Origin of the sequence: Pseudomonas sp. C32 (genome assembly GCF_030417915.1) — a bacterium.
In the GTDB taxonomy this organism is placed as follows: domain Bacteria; phylum Pseudomonadota; class Gammaproteobacteria; order Pseudomonadales; family Pseudomonadaceae; genus Aquipseudomonas.
Window position 1 is genome coordinate 132,244 of record NZ_JAUHUK010000016.1, and the last position, 13,681, is coordinate 145,924.

Annotated in this window: 15 protein-coding genes; 6 read left to right on the forward strand and 9 right to left on the reverse strand. The window is 57.5% G+C overall.

Annotation, left to right across the window (positions count from 1 at the left end; all coding sequences use genetic code 11):
* Positions 1-107 precede the first annotated feature (107 nt).
* Positions 108-809, forward strand: coding sequence for a lipoate--protein ligase family protein (locus QYH43_RS19125; RefSeq protein ID WP_301157822.1), 702 nt, complete (start codon positions 108-110; stop codon positions 807-809).
* A gap of 10 nt (positions 810-819) precedes the next feature.
* Here QYH43_RS19125 and crp read toward each other — a convergent pair whose 3' ends face one another.
* Positions 820-1,464 carry a cAMP-activated global transcriptional regulator CRP gene (gene crp, locus QYH43_RS19130; RefSeq protein ID WP_095061563.1) on the reverse strand — a complete coding sequence of 215 codons (645 nt, stop codon included), beginning with the start codon at positions 1,462-1,464 and terminating at the stop codon, positions 820-822.
* A gap of 230 nt (positions 1,465-1,694) precedes the next feature.
* Here crp and QYH43_RS19135 point away from each other — a divergent pair, with 230 nt between their 5' ends.
* Both QYH43_RS19135 and speD read left to right on the forward strand, forming a co-directional pair.
* Positions 1,695-2,117 carry an OsmC family protein gene (locus tag QYH43_RS19135; RefSeq protein ID WP_007941657.1) on the forward strand — a complete coding sequence of 141 codons (423 nt, stop codon included), beginning with the start codon at positions 1,695-1,697 and terminating at the stop codon, positions 2,115-2,117.
* Between the two features lie 239 nt (positions 2,118-2,356).
* Positions 2,357-3,148, forward strand: coding sequence for an adenosylmethionine decarboxylase (gene speD, locus QYH43_RS19140; RefSeq protein WP_095061565.1), 792 nt, complete (start codon positions 2,357-2,359; stop codon positions 3,146-3,148).
* A 109-nt stretch (positions 3,149-3,257) separates the two neighbouring features.
* Here the strand turns inward: speD and coq7 are convergent, their stop codons facing one another.
* The 6 genes from coq7 to hemJ all read right to left on the reverse strand — a co-directional run bounded on the left by coq7 (position 3,258) and on the right by hemJ (position 7,801).
* The gene (coq7, locus tag QYH43_RS19145) at positions 3,258-3,905 is read right to left on the reverse strand and encodes a 2-polyprenyl-3-methyl-6-methoxy-1,4-benzoquinone monooxygenase (protein WP_095061586.1); all 648 of its coding nucleotides are present in this window, start codon (positions 3,903-3,905) and stop codon (positions 3,258-3,260) included.
* Between the two features lie 146 nt (positions 3,906-4,051).
* Positions 4,052-4,390, reverse strand: coding sequence for a histidine triad nucleotide-binding protein (locus tag QYH43_RS19150; RefSeq protein ID WP_095061567.1), 339 nt, complete (start codon positions 4,388-4,390; stop codon positions 4,052-4,054).
* Positions 4,391-4,470: 80 nt separating this feature from the next.
* A complete protein-coding gene (locus QYH43_RS19155) occupies positions 4,471-5,259 on the reverse strand; it encodes an SDR family oxidoreductase (RefSeq protein WP_301157823.1) in 789 nt (262 codons plus the stop codon).
* A 61-nt stretch (positions 5,260-5,320) separates the two neighbouring features.
* Entirely contained in the window at positions 5,321-6,274 is a 954-nt protein-coding gene (locus QYH43_RS19160; protein WP_301157824.1) for a DUF805 domain-containing protein, read from the reverse strand.
* 93 nt (positions 6,275-6,367) lie between these two features.
* Positions 6,368-7,336 carry a nitronate monooxygenase family protein gene (locus tag QYH43_RS19165; RefSeq protein ID WP_095061573.1) on the reverse strand — a complete coding sequence of 323 codons (969 nt, stop codon included), beginning with the start codon at positions 7,334-7,336 and terminating at the stop codon, positions 6,368-6,370.
* A 33-nt stretch (positions 7,337-7,369) separates the two neighbouring features.
* Positions 7,370-7,801, reverse strand: coding sequence for a protoporphyrinogen oxidase HemJ (gene hemJ / locus QYH43_RS19170; RefSeq protein ID WP_095061575.1), 432 nt, complete (start codon positions 7,799-7,801; stop codon positions 7,370-7,372).
* 134 nt (positions 7,802-7,935) lie between these two features.
* Between hemJ and argC the strand changes: the two genes are divergently transcribed.
* The gene (argC, locus tag QYH43_RS19175; protein WP_056853510.1) at positions 7,936-8,970 is read left to right on the forward strand and encodes an N-acetyl-gamma-glutamyl-phosphate reductase; all 1,035 of its coding nucleotides are present in this window, start codon (positions 7,936-7,938) and stop codon (positions 8,968-8,970) included.
* Positions 8,971-9,137: 167 nt separating this feature from the next.
* Positions 9,138-9,488, forward strand: coding sequence for an iron-sulfur cluster insertion protein ErpA (gene erpA, locus QYH43_RS19180; protein ID WP_027617200.1), 351 nt, complete (start codon positions 9,138-9,140; stop codon positions 9,486-9,488).
* A gap of 67 nt (positions 9,489-9,555) precedes the next feature.
* On the opposite strand, the gene QYH43_RS19185 is transcribed toward erpA, so the two are convergent.
* On the reverse strand, positions 9,556-10,647 hold the full coding sequence (locus QYH43_RS19185; RefSeq protein WP_095061579.1) for an anhydro-N-acetylmuramic acid kinase: 1,092 nt from the start codon (positions 10,645-10,647) through the stop codon (positions 9,556-9,558).
* Between the two features lie 3 nt (positions 10,648-10,650).
* Positions 10,651-12,090: a peptidoglycan DD-metalloendopeptidase family protein gene (locus QYH43_RS19190; RefSeq protein ID WP_301157825.1), complete on the reverse strand. Its 1,440-nt coding sequence runs from the start codon at positions 12,088-12,090 to the stop codon at positions 10,651-10,653.
* A gap of 212 nt (positions 12,091-12,302) precedes the next feature.
* Here QYH43_RS19190 and tyrS point away from each other — a divergent pair, with 212 nt between their 5' ends.
* Positions 12,303-13,502, forward strand: coding sequence for a tyrosine--tRNA ligase (tyrS, locus tag QYH43_RS19195; protein ID WP_095061583.1), 1,200 nt, complete (start codon positions 12,303-12,305; stop codon positions 13,500-13,502).
* Positions 13,503-13,681: the final 179 nt, after the last annotated feature.

Here is a 13,681-nt window from a genome sequence, read left to right on the forward strand (position 1 = left end):
AGTGCGCTTCTACATTGGATTTTTGGCGTAAGCAAATCCCCTGTAGGAGCTTGCTCGCGATAGCGGCATAAGAAACACCACAGACGTTGTGTCCGACGGATTCCCTTATGACCTCACCTGTCTCCCTGACCATCGAAGCGGGCCTGCAAGCCGAACAGGACTTGCTGGCATCAGTCTGTGCCGGCGACGACAATTTCGGCCTGCTGTTCTGGCAACCAAGCGATCAAGCCTTGGTCATGCCGCGCCGCTTGAGTCGCCTGCCAGGTTTTGAATCGGCATGTGAAGTGTCGGCGGCAGCAGGCTGGCCCGTGTTGTTGCGAGATACCGGCGGCGAACCGGTTCCGCAATCAGCCACCACGATCAACATCGCCCTGGTCTACGCCCCACCCCGCAGCGAAGGCGACTTGAACCGCATCGAGTCCGGCTACCGCCGTTTATGCGATCCGATCTGTCAGCTGCTGGATGAGTTGGGCGGCACATCGTCCCTGGGTGAAATCGAGGGAGCGTTCTGCGATGGCCGCTTCAACGTCAACCTGGACGGACGCAAGATGGTCGGTACCGCCCAGCGCTGGCGTCAGAGTCAGGGCGGTCAACGTCCGGTGGGACTGGTGCACGGTGCGATGTTGATCGATAACGAGCGAGAGTCGATGGTCGCGGCGGTCAACCGCTTCAACGAGGTGTGTGGGCTCGAACAACGGGTGCGCGCTGAAAGCCACATCGCCCTGCATGAGAAATACGCCGCACCGGATGCGCTGGCGCGTCTCGATGAGCTTTACCGGCTGATGCTCGAGCAGATGTTCAGCCGCTAGCTTTTCGAGCTTATCGCGTGCCGAAGACCACCATGGTCTTGCCTTTGACGTCCACCAGGTTGCGTTCTTCCAGATCCTTGAGCACACGACCGACCATCTCTCGCGAGCAACCGACAATCCGTCCGATTTCCTGACGGGTTACCTTGATCTGCATCCCGTCGGGGTGAGTCATGGCGTCAGGCTGCTTGCACAGCTCCAGCAAGCAACGCGCAACGCGACCGGTGACGTCGAAGAACGCCAGGTCACCGACCTTGCGTGTGGTGTTGCGCAGGCGTTGTGCGATTTGTCCGCTCAGCACGTAAAGAATGTCTGGATCCAGCTGCGACAATTCACGGAACTTCGCATAGCTGATTTCAGCCACTTCGCATTCGACCTTCGCCCGCACCCAGGCGCTTCGCTCCTGTTCCAGACCGGCCTGTTCGAACAGACCCAGCTCACCAAAGAAGTCCCCGGCATTCAGGTACGCGATGATCATCTCCCGACCATCGTCATCTTCGATCAGGATGGTGACCGATCCTTTGATGATGAAGAACAGCGTCTCCGATCGGTCACCGGCGCAAATGATGTTGCTCTTGGCCTGATAGCGACGGCGTTGGCAATGCATCAACAGCTTGTCGAGGTTTTTGATCCTGGGGGTGGGGGCAAGAGCAACCATGGTTGTATCCCGAAAAAACTGCACGGTGTATTTGGTTTTTTTATGAGCGGAAAAAACAGCGACAAGGCTGACGCTGCGTCAGCGAATTGGCGTCAGCTTATCAGACACTTCCTACAATATTCGAGAAATTACCTATGGGGCTAATGGTTATGTCCTAGGAACGCAACCGCTGCCAATCAAGGGCCCTGTGCTAAGCTGGCGACCCTTTTTTAAACAGTGGAGTCTTGGCGATGAAGGCACGCATCCAATGGGCTGGCGAAGCCATGTTCCTCGGCGAATCCGGTAGCGGTCATGTCGTGGTCATGGACGGTCCGCCCGATGCCGGCGGTCGTAACCTGGGTGTTCGGCCGATGGAAATGCTCCTGCTGGGTGTCGGCGGTTGCAGCAATTTCGATGTGGTCAGCATCCTCAAGAAGTCCCGCCAGGCAGTGGAAAGCTGTGAAGCCTTCCTCGAAGCCGAGCGTGCGACCGAAGATCCAAAGGTGTTCACCAAGATCCACATGCATTTCGTGGTCAAGGGCCGCGGCTTGAAAGAAGCCCAGGTCAAACGCGCCATCGAGCTGTCCGCCGAGAAATACTGCTCGGCGTCGATCATGCTCGGTGCGGCAGGCGTGGCGATCACCCACGACTACGAGATCATCGAACTCGGTTGAATCGACATTCAACTATCATAAAAGCAGTGCAGACTCTGGCGATCCCAAGCGGACGTCTGCATAATGCGCCACTTTTTTCAGGGTCGTAGCTGGTCATCCGACTGGTTGCGCATCCGAACAGACAACCAAAATCGCCATCGCGAAGAGGTGTTAACCGTCCTACGCAGGTGCGTTGTTCGCATCTGACGGGCATGCTTGATCACGCGGCCGGGCCGCAAACACACAGAGAGTTTCTAACGGTGAAAAGCAAACTCAAGCTCCACGGGTTCAATAACCTGACAAAGACCTTGAGCTTCAACATCTATGACATCTGCTACGCGGAAACCCCGCAAGACCAACAGGCTTACGTCGAGTACATCAATAAAGAGTACAACGCCAAACGCCTGACGCAGATCCTCACGGAAGTTGTCGATATCATTGGTGCCAACATCCTGAATATTGCCAGTCAGGACTATGAGCCACAGGGCGCCAGCGTCACGATCCTGATCTCCGAAGAGCCGGTAACCCCGACCGAGAGTCAGATCGAAGAGTCCCCGGGCCCGCTGCCGGAAATCATCCTGGCCCACCTCGACAAGAGCCACATCACGGTGCACACCTACCCGGAAATCCATCCGGTCGACGGTATTGCAACCTTCCGTGTGGATATCGACGTGTCGACTTGTGGGGTTATTTCACCGCTTAAAGCGCTCAATTTCCTCATTCACCAGTTCGATTCGGACATCGTGACTGTGGATTACCGTGTGCGCGGTTTCACCCGTGACGTTGAAGGCAAAAAGCACTTCATCGACCACGAGATCAATTCGATCCAGAACTACCTTTCCGAAGACACTCGCGACGCGTACCAGATGACCGACGTGAACGTGTACCAGGAAAACCTGTTCCACACCAAAATGCTGCTGAAGAACTTCGAACTGGATAACTACCTGTTCGGCGACGCCACCAGCAGCCTGTCCTCTGGGCAGCGCACTCAGGTGACCGAGCGGGTGAAGCACGAAATGCTCGAAATCTTCTACGCACGCAACATGTCGTAAGATTCTCGAACACAAAAAAAGGCGACCTCGGTCGCCTTTTTCATGTCCGTCGCAAACCCCTGTAGGAGCGGGCTTGCCTGCGAAGAGGCCCTGTCACGCAACAGAACCCTCAGATCCGATAAGTACTCTTGGTCATCACCTTGGCCATCAGACTCATCCCGAACTTCACCGGCGCCGGAAAACGGAACCCGCCCGCATCCAGCGCGCTTTCGGCATGCTGCTCTTCATCAATGCGCATTTGCTTGAGAATCGCCCGGGACTTTTCGTCCTCGGCCGGCAGTTGTTCCAGATGTTCGTTCAGGTGCTTGCATACCTGGTCTTCAGTCGCTGCGACAAAACCCAGGCTGACCTTGTCACTGATCAAACCGGCAACGGCACCAATCCCGAACGACATGCCGTAGAACAGCGGATTAAGAATGCTGGTGTGGCTGCCCAACTGATGGATGCGTTGTTCGCACCAGACCAGATGGTCGATTTCTTCTTCGGCGGCGTGTTCCATGGCGGCACGCACTTGCGGCAGCTTGGCGGTCAACGCCTGGCCTTGGTACAGCGCCTGGGCACAGACTTCGCCGGTATGGTTGATACGCATCAGGCCGGCAACGTGGCGGGTGTCTTCGTCGCTCATTTTTGCGTCCGGCTGCACGATGGCCGGAGACGGACGGTACGGGTGGCCACTGGAGGGCAACAAAGTACGCATCGCGGCGTCTGCTTGCAGCAGAAGACGGTCAATTGGCGAGTAGTGACGTTGGGTAGTCATGCTGACCTCCGGAGGAATCTCGGCGGCCAGTTTAACCCAATCGGCCGGGGAAGGTTTGCGCTGGGTCAAGATGAAAAGATCGCAGCCTTCGGCAGGTTCGCGATACAAGGAGCTGCCGAAGGCTGCGATTTTTTGCGAGCCTGGGCTCAGCCCGGCGGCCAATGCATCTGGCGCTGACCCAGCACATGCATATGAATGTGATAGACAGTTTGTCCGCCTTCTTCATTACAGTTCATCACGACGCGGAAACCTTTTTCGCACCCCAGTTCCAGGGCCAGGCGCTGGGCGGTGAACAGAATGTGCCCGGCCAATGCCTTGTCGGCCTCGGTCAGGTCGTTCAGGGTGCGCACCGGTTTTTTCGGGATCACCAGAAAATGCACCGGCGCCTGCGGGGCGATGTCGTGGAAGGCCAGAACCTGGTCGTCCTCGTAAATGATCTTCGCCGGGATTTCCCGGTTGATGATCTTGGTGAACAGAGTATCCACAGCTGTTTTCTCCGTTGTTTGGGCTGGCCTGAGTGTACTCACGGGTTATGCCAGCGCCCAGCCTTTTACCTTGATGTTGATCAGCGCGGGCAGTAAGCCTTGTTGATCATGCCGGCGATGGTGCGGGTCAGCCAGCGAGAGCCGAGACGGGGGAGGAAGGCGAGCCAGCGATTGCGTCGTCCCGGAATAATGATCGCGCAATTCTTTTCCAGGGCGCGCACGGTGTACAGCGCCACTTCTTCAGGACTCATCAGCAATTTGCTGTCGGTCAATTTCTCCGTGTTCAGCTGCGCCGTGCGGAAAAACGCCGTGCGGGTGGGGCCGGGGCAGAGTACCGAAACCTTTACCGCACATTTTTTCAGCTCGACTCGCAAGCCTTCGGAAAAATGCAGCACATAAGCCTTGCTGGCGTAGTAAGTGCTCATCCACGGTCCCGGCTGGAACGCCGCCACCGAGGCGACGTTCAGAATCTGCCCGCCGCCCTGCAGCGCCATGCTGTTGCCGATGGCGTGGCAGAGGCGGGTAAGGGCGAGGATGTTCACTTCGATCAAGTCCTGCTCGGTCATCCAGTCCTGGGCCAGGAACGGGCCGCATGTACCGATGCCGGCACAGTTGACGAGCAGGTCGATCTGCCGCTCACCTTCTTCCAGTTCCAGCAGGAACCCGGACAGGCGCAGCGGTTCGCCCAGGTCGCAGGCGCGAAACAGCACTTCCACGCCAAAGCGCTGAGTCAGTTCAATCGCAATACTTTCCAGCTGATCACGTTGTCGGGCCACCAGAATCAGGTTTCGGCCGCGCCGTGCCAGGGCTTCTGCCATTGCCAGGCCGATGCCGCTGGATGCACCAGTGATCAGAGCGTAACGGGACATGCAGTTCTCCATCGCAACAGCTCCATGCCGCGACGCAGGTGTCACGGGCCAGGAGCGCTGTTCATTCTTTCGCAGAGTCTACAGGGGGCGGGGTGTCTTCGGCTGCATCGTCGGAGGAATTTGGCACCGGTTGTGCCTCGACGTCGATTTCTTCGGTGATGACTGCGCTGCTGTCGTAGTTGCTCTGTGCGGCGTTTTCAAATCCTCGCTGAAGGGTCGAGAAGCCACCGGCCAACATACTCACCACCATCAGCGCTACGAACGCCAGCCACAACGAAGCCAGCACCTTGACCGCGGTGCTGTTGGGCGGAGGTGGCGGGCCATAACGATTGGGGCCAGTGTTGCCGGGCATTACCGTGGTGACAAGCGGAAAGAAACTGCCTACAAACGGAACGAGATTGATCAGCCACAACCAGCCCGACCAGCCAATGTCGTGCAGTCGTTGGACAGCGAACTGAATGCCGACGAAGACGAACGCGACAAACAGGATCAAAGCGAACAGGCCACCCAAAATCAGGCCTGCGGTTGAGTCGGTACCGATAAAGGCCAGGGCGAGCACTACAAACACCCCGCAAACCGCCATGAGAATCAGGGTCAGGACCATCGTCCAGGCCAGGTAGCGCAAGCGACCGATACGCCCTTCGAAACTGAATGGCTTGAGCGTGGCGAATTCTGCGGTGGTTGTTCCAAGGTCTGCGCGGGGTGGGGCGTAAGGCGACAGAGGATCGACGGAAGTAGCACCGTGATGCTCATGAACCTCGTCAAGGTTCAGCTCTACAGATGGCTCGGTCTCGATGCGGGCGTCGATCCCGGTTTTGTTCAGCGCTTGCAGATAGGCCTGAGCGTCAACCTGGCTCAGGTCACGTTTGAGTGCGACCGGCCGGCCAGTGAACAGGCGTTCGATCGCCGTCACGTCACTGTTGAACAGCCCGGCAAGATTGAGCTTTGCAGTGGCGATATCGACACCGGGCTGCAACGCACCTTCGAATACGATCTTGAAACGGTTTTCGCCCATGTTCGTAGCATCCTTGTCGCGAGTGATTGAAAAAATAAATCCAGGCCTGGGCGCGCACAAGGCCAGCCGATTCAGGCTGGCCAAGGGTTACTGTCAACGTGGCCAGCGCTTGGGTAACTGTGCCGCGTGCTCAAGTGCCTTGCGATACTCCGCATCAAGACGCGCGACCAATTGATCAACACTTGGCAGATCATCGATCTCACCGACACCCTGGCCCGCGGACCACACGGTTTTCCAGGCTTTGGCTTCATCGCTGATGGGTTTGAGCTTGGAGCCGAAGTTGATCTCGCCTTTGCCTTGCAGCGCAGACATATCGAAACCGGCGGCTTCCAGACTTTGACGCATAAAACTCGCCGGAACGCCTGACACCGCTGGAGTATGGATGATGTCAGCAGCTCTGGCTGCCAGCAGCATCTCTTTATAGGCGTCAGGCGCATGACTTTCGGTGGTGCCGATAAAGCGCGTACCGAAGTAGGCCAAATCCGCACCGAGCAACTGCGCGGCGAGAATTTCGTGACCGTGGTTCAGGCAGCCAGCCAGCAGCAGGGTCTTGTCGAAGAACTGGCGGATTTCGGCAATCAACGAAAACGGACTCCAGGTCCCGGCATGCCCACCGGCACCGGCGGCCACAGCGATCAATCCGTCCACGCCGGCTTCGGCGGCTTTCTCGGCATGGCGTCGGGTGGTGACGTCGTGGAATACCAGTCCACCGTAGCTGTGGACCGCGTCGACCAGTTCTTTGACGGCGCCGAGGCTGGTGATCACGATCGGCACTTTGTGTTCGACGCAAATCTCCAGATCCGCTTGCAGCCGTGGGTTGCTGTTATGGACGATCAGGTTCACGGCGTAGGGTGCGGGGTTGTCCATGGTCGCCAACCCGGCTTCGATCTCTTCCAGCCAGGCCTTGAACCCGCTGCTTTCGCGTTGGTTCAGGGCCGGAAAACTGCCGACCACGCCGTTGCGACAGCAGGCCAGCACCAATTGCGGGTTGGAGATGAGAAACATCGGCGCTGCCACCACAGGCAAACGCAAACGTTGTTCGAGCAAAGCGGGCAGCGACATTGGAAGTACCCCGAAAATCACGATCAGTAGGATTTAAAACGGCCGAACCACGACCAGAATTACGATTGCCAGCAATATCAGAACCGGAACCTCATTGAACCAGCGATAAAAGACATGGCTGCGGGTGTTTTCGCCACGGGCAAAACGTTTTACCTGGGCGCCGCACATGTGGTGGTAGCCGATCAGCAGCACCACCAGCGTCAACTTCGCATGCATCCAGCCACCCTGGGTGAAATATGCGCTCGGGTTGAGGCTGATCAGCCAGCCACCGAAGATCAGCGTGGCAATCATTGCCGGGCCCATGATGCCCCGGTACAGCTTGCGTTCCATGATGCTGAAGCGTTCTTTGCTGACGCTGTCTTCGCTTTGAGCGTGATAAACGAACAGGCGCGGCAGGTAGAACAGGCCGGCGAACCAGCAAACGATGCTGATGATGTGAAAAGCTTTGAGCCACAGATAGAGCATTTTGGTTATTCCAGGATTCACGGTAGCGGGAATAGTAGAGGCTTGAGCGTCCGCACGTCACCTTGACGGTTGTCGCAGGCGCGCGCGGCCCCTATTATCGACGGCTTTCCAGTGGGTTCGTTGAGGGCAGGTTTATGGTCAAGGTCGGTATCGTCGGCGGCACGGGTTACACCGGTGTCGAACTGCTGCGTCTGTTGGCGCAACATCCGCAAGCTGAAGTGGTTGTCATCACTTCCCGATCCGAGGCTGGCCTGGCCGTGGCCGACATGTACCCGAACCTGCGAGGCCACTACGACGGCCTGGCGTTCAGCGTTCCGGACATCAAGACTCTGGGCGCTTGCGATGTGGTGTTCTTCGCCACGCCGCACGGTGTTGCCCATGCCCTGGCGGGCGAATTGCTGGCGGCCGGGACCAAGGTCATCGACCTGTCGGCCGACTTCCGTCTGCAAGACGCGGATGAATGGGCCAAGTGGTACGGCCAGCCGCACGGCGCACCGGAGCTGCTGGACGAAGCGGTCTACGGCCTGCCGGAAGTCAATCGCGAGCAGATCAAGAAGGCGCGCCTGATTGCGGTGCCGGGTTGCTATCCAACCGCCACGCAGTTGGGCTTCCTGCCTTTGCTCGAGGCAGGTCTGGCCGACGCATCGCACCTGATTGCCGACTGCAAGTCCGGTGTCAGCGGCGCCGGTCGTGGCGCCTCTGTAGGTTCGCTGTACTCCGAGACGTCGGAAAGCATGAAGGCCTATGCCGTCAAAGGTCACCGTCACTTGCCGGAAATTCGCCAGGGCTTGCGTCGTGCAGCAGGCAAGGACGTCGGGCTGACCTTCGTTCCTCACCTGACGCCAATGATCCGTGGCATTCACTCGACGCTGTACGCGACCGTCGTTGATCGCTCGGTCGATCTGCAGGCGCTGTTTGAAAAGCGCTATGCCAACGAACCGTTCGTCGACGTCATGCCGGCCGGCAGCCACCCGGAAACCCGCAGCGTGCGCGGTGCCAACGTGTGCCGAATTGCTGTGCATCGTCCTCAGGATGGTGATCTGGTGGTGGTGTTGTCGGTGATCGACAATCTGGTCAAAGGTGCGTCGGGTCAGGCGGTACAGAACATGAACATCCTGTTTGGGCTGGATGAGCGCCTGGGTCTGTCCCACGCCGGCATGTTGCCGTAAGGCTTATTCCGAGCAGCAAAAAGGCCCGTTGAACGGGCCTTTTTACATTCTGGGGCGGCGATTGGATTGGTTGATATACCATAACAATAGTTGACCGCTTTTCTAGGAGAAGCGGATAATGCGCGTCATCACGCATTATGGCGGCGTAACGCCGGGAGATAGTCTGCATGAGCGTCGAATCCTTCACCCCCACGGCTTTGCAATTCACCCACGGTGCCGCGCACAAGGTGAAGAGCCTGGTCGATGAAGAGGGGAATGATCGCTTGAAGCTGCGCGTATTCGTTACGGGCGGTGGTTGTTCAGGTTTTCAGTACGGCTTCACCTTCGATGAAGAAGTGGCCGATGACGACACCATTGTCGAGCGCGAAGGTGTGAGTCTGGTTGTCGATCCGATGAGCTACCAGTACCTGGCGGGTGCCGAGGTGGATTACCAGGAAGGTCTGGAAGGTTCGCGTTTCGTTATCAAGAACCCGAATGCGACCACTACATGTGGCTGCGGTTCATCGTTCTCGATCTGATCTGCGCGTCGGTATCATCAAAACGCCGCATGGCCTCACAGCCCTGCGGCGTTTTACTGTCCGGCGTTTATGCGGGGTAGATGGCGCCGAGTACGCGCAATCCACGGGCTCCGGTGACACTGGGCCGGTTGGCTGCGATGCCTTCGAGGCAGCAGTGGGCGAGCCAGGCGAAGGCCATCGCTTCAACCCAATCTGGATCGACGCCATAAGCGGCGGTGCTGCTGACTTTTGCGTTCGGCAGCAGGCTGGCCAGGCGACTCATCAATGCTGCGTTGCGCGCGCCGCCTCCACAGACCAACAATTCCCGGGTGTTCAACTGAGCACTTTGCAGTGATTCGATGATGGTCAGTGCGGTTAGCTCCAGCAACGTTGCCTGGACATCTTCGGCGGCAAAGGCGGGCAATTGGGACAGGTGCTGCATCAGCCATGGCAGGTTGAACACTTCACGACCGGTACTTTTCGGGCCTTGGGTCACGAAGAACGGATCGCTGAGCAATGCTTTTAACAGGAGCGGTTCGACCTTGCCGCTGGCCGCCCATTGGCCGTCTCGGTCGTAGTTGTCGCCGCGCTGCTGTTGAATCCACGCATCCATCAGCACATTCCCCGGGCCGCAGTCGAAACCTGCAACGGGCTTGCCGGGCTCGATCAGGCTGAGGTTGCTGAAACCGCCGACATTGAGGACTGCGCGATTCCCCGGCTGCTCCTCAAAAAGGGCTTCATGAAAGGCAGGGACCAACGGCGCGCCTTGCCCGCCAGCGGCGACATCGCGGCTGCGAAAGTCGCTAACGACGGTGATGCCGGTCAGCTCCGTCAACAGGGCTGGATTGCCGATCTGCACCGTGAAGCCGCGCGCCGGCTCATGGCGAATGGTCTGGCCGTGGCTGCCAATCGCACGAATGCTTTCTGGCTTGATGTGCTGCTGAGTCAGGAGGGCATTCACGCCCTGCGCGGCCAGTTTTACCCAATTCTGTTGAGCGATTGCGGAGCGGGCAATCTCGTCTGGCCCGCTGGCGCACAAGCCCAGCAGCTCGGCGCGCAGTGAATCAGGCATCGGAATGTAATGGGTGGCGATCAGCTTGATCGCCGGCGCTTGCTCGATCAGCGCTATGTCCAGGCCATCAAGGCTGGTCCCGGACATCACACCTATGTAGAGCGCCATGGCTTAGCGCTTGGCCGAAGCTAGCTGCGTGGATTTTTCCTGATCCATGCGCGCCATCAGCGGTTGGCTCTGAGCAAGGAAACGCCCACGTTCACCTTTGGAAATCGGATCGGCCATCGCTACTTTCTGGCCCAACGGATCAACATGCACGCCATTGACCTGGAATTCATAGTGCAAGTGCGGGCCGGTGGAGAGGCCGGTGGTGCCGATATAGCCGATGACCTGACCTTGCTTGACCGTGCCGCCAGTCTTGACGCCCTTGGCGAAGCCCTGCATGTGGCCATACAGCGTGCGGTAGGTGTTGCCGTGCTGGATGATGACGGTGTTGCCGTAACCGCCGCGGCGGCCGGCCAGCAAGACTTTACCGTCACCGGCAGCTTTGATCGGCGTACCGCGCGGGGCTGCGTAGTCGACACCTTTGTGGGCGCGAATCTTGTTCAGGATCGGGTGTTTGCGGCCCATGGAAAACTTGGAACTGATGCGGGCGAAGTCCACCGGCGTGCGGATGAACGCTTTGCGCATGCTGTTGCCGTCAGCGGTGTAGTAACTGCTGTTTCCCTGCTTGTTGGTATAGCGCACGGCGGTATAGGTTTTGCCGCGGTTGGTGAAGCGTGCGGACAGGATCGGGCCATTGCCGACAGCCTTGCCGTTGACCACCTTCTGCTCGTAGATCACGTCGAATTCGTCGCCCTGGCGAATGTCCTGGGCAAAGTCGACGTCATAGCCAAACACACTGGCCATGTCCATGGTCAGGCTGTGAGACAGGCCGGCGCGGGCCGCGGATTGCGATAGGGAGCTGTTGATCACGCCATGAACATAGGCCGAGCGCACGGTAGGCTTGGCGGTAACGCGGTTGAACGTGTAGCCCTTTTCGTTCTTGGTCAGGGTGATGGTTTCGAGGTCACTGACCTTGCTGTGCAAATTGGTCAGCTGACCATCTGGGCCCAGTTCGAATTCGAGTTTCTGCCCGCGCTTGAGCTGAGTGAACTGTTTGGCCTGCTTGCCGCTGGCCAGGACGTCATTCACCGAAGTAGTTGGAAGACCTACTTTTTCGAACAATGTGGAGAGGGTATCGCCTTTGGCAACGATCACTTCCCGGTGGCTTTCCGATTTCTTTTCTTCGACGTTCGCCACTGCTGGCGCTGGCGCAGACTCTGGAGCTGCTTCGGCGGTTTCCTGAGTCTCTTCTGCGCCATTTTCAATCTGTGCAAAAGGAGAAGCTGCTGACTCATTTGTGGCTTCAACGGCTTCAGCAGCGTCTTGATCTTGTGTCAGTTGTTCAGCAGGGCTTTCCAGTTCAAGACTCAGGGTTGTCTTTTTGGCTTCTACATCACTGGATGGAAATACCAGAAGCGCCAGGCTCAAGAGGGCGGCGATGCCACTTGCTGCGAGCAGATGGGTCTTCGGGTAAAGCGGAGGCGCTTTAGACGATTCTTTGGTCATAAGTAGTGTTTTGACTTTGAAAAGATGAATTGGAAAAGATGAATGACATGATGAAGATGAAATAACTGTATAAAATATAACCAAATCATCTCTGAAGCAAGTCTGCGGACGCTCCGTCTGTGGATTGGTCTCCGTGTGCCGGGCAAACCTTGTATTTGACGCCCGATCTTGTATGGTTGGTCCCCTTTGAATTCGAGCCTTGCGGGTCTGTTATGAAGTCGGTTGAAGAGCAGCTAGCGCTGATCAAACGTGGTGCGGAAGAACTGTTGGTCGAGTCCGAGCTGATCGAAAAGCTCAAACGTGGCCAGCCGCTGCGTATTAAGGCAGGCTTCGACCCGACTGCGCCGGATTTGCACCTGGGTCACACCGTGCTTATTAATAAGCTGCGCCAGTTCCAGGAGCTGGGGCACCAGGTGATCTTCCTTATAGGTGACTTCACCGGCATGATCGGTGATCCGAGCGGCAAGAGTGCTACGCGCCCGCCGCTCACTCGCGAGCAAGTCCTCGAGAATGCCGAGACCTACAAGACTCAGGTCTTCAAGATTCTGGATCCAGCAAAAACCGAGGTGGCATTCAACTCTACCTGGATGGATCAGATGGGGCCGGCCGACTTCATTCGCCTGACTTCCCAGTACACCGTGGCTCGCATGCTCGAGCGCGATGACTTCGATAAGCGCTACACCACCAATCAGCCCATCGCCATTCACGAGTTCCTCTATCCGCTGGTCCAGGGTTATGACTCGGTTGCGTTGCGTGCGGATGTCGAATTGGGTGGTACCGATCAGAAGTTCAACCTGCTGATGGGGCGTGAGCTGCAGCGCAGTTACGGTCAGGAGGCTCAGTGCATTTTGACCATGCCGTTGCTGGAAGGTCTGGATGGCGTGAAGAAGATGTCCAAGTCGTTGGGCAACTACGTCGGCATCCAGGAAGCGCCGGGTGTGATGTACGGCAAGCTGGTCTCCATTCCTGATGCGCTGATGTGGCGTTATTTCGAGCTACTCAGCTTCCGCTCCATGGATGAGATCAATGCGTTCCGCGCTGATGTGGAGGCGGGTGCAAATCCGCGTGACATCAAGATCAAGCTGGCTGAAGAGATCGTTGCGCGTTTCCATGGTGAAGAGGCAGCGGCCAACGCCCATCGTGCTGCCGGTAACCGCATGAAGGATGGCGAGCTGCCGGATGATCTGCCTGAGATTGAATTGACTGCTGCTGAAGATATGCCGATCGCGGCCGTCCTTAATAAGGCAGGCTTGGTGAAGAACTCGGCTGTCGCTCGGGATCTCCTGGGTTCCGGTGGTGTGCGTATAGATGGTGAGGTTGTTGATCGCACCTTTATATATGCATTGGGTGCGACCCACGTTTGCCAGGCTGGCAAGAAGGCATTTGCGCGAATTACGCTCAAATCCGAATAAGCCTGAAATAAGGGGTTGACGGCGAATTTTAGAAGCCTATAATTCGCCCCACTTCCGGTGCAGTCGAAACGGAAAACTCCTTGGTAAACAAAGAGTTACGAAGTTTTCGGCAGCAGGTTGCTTCAGTTCATCGAAGCCAAAAGGAAGTTGAAAAAGAGGTGTTGACAACAGCGAGTAAT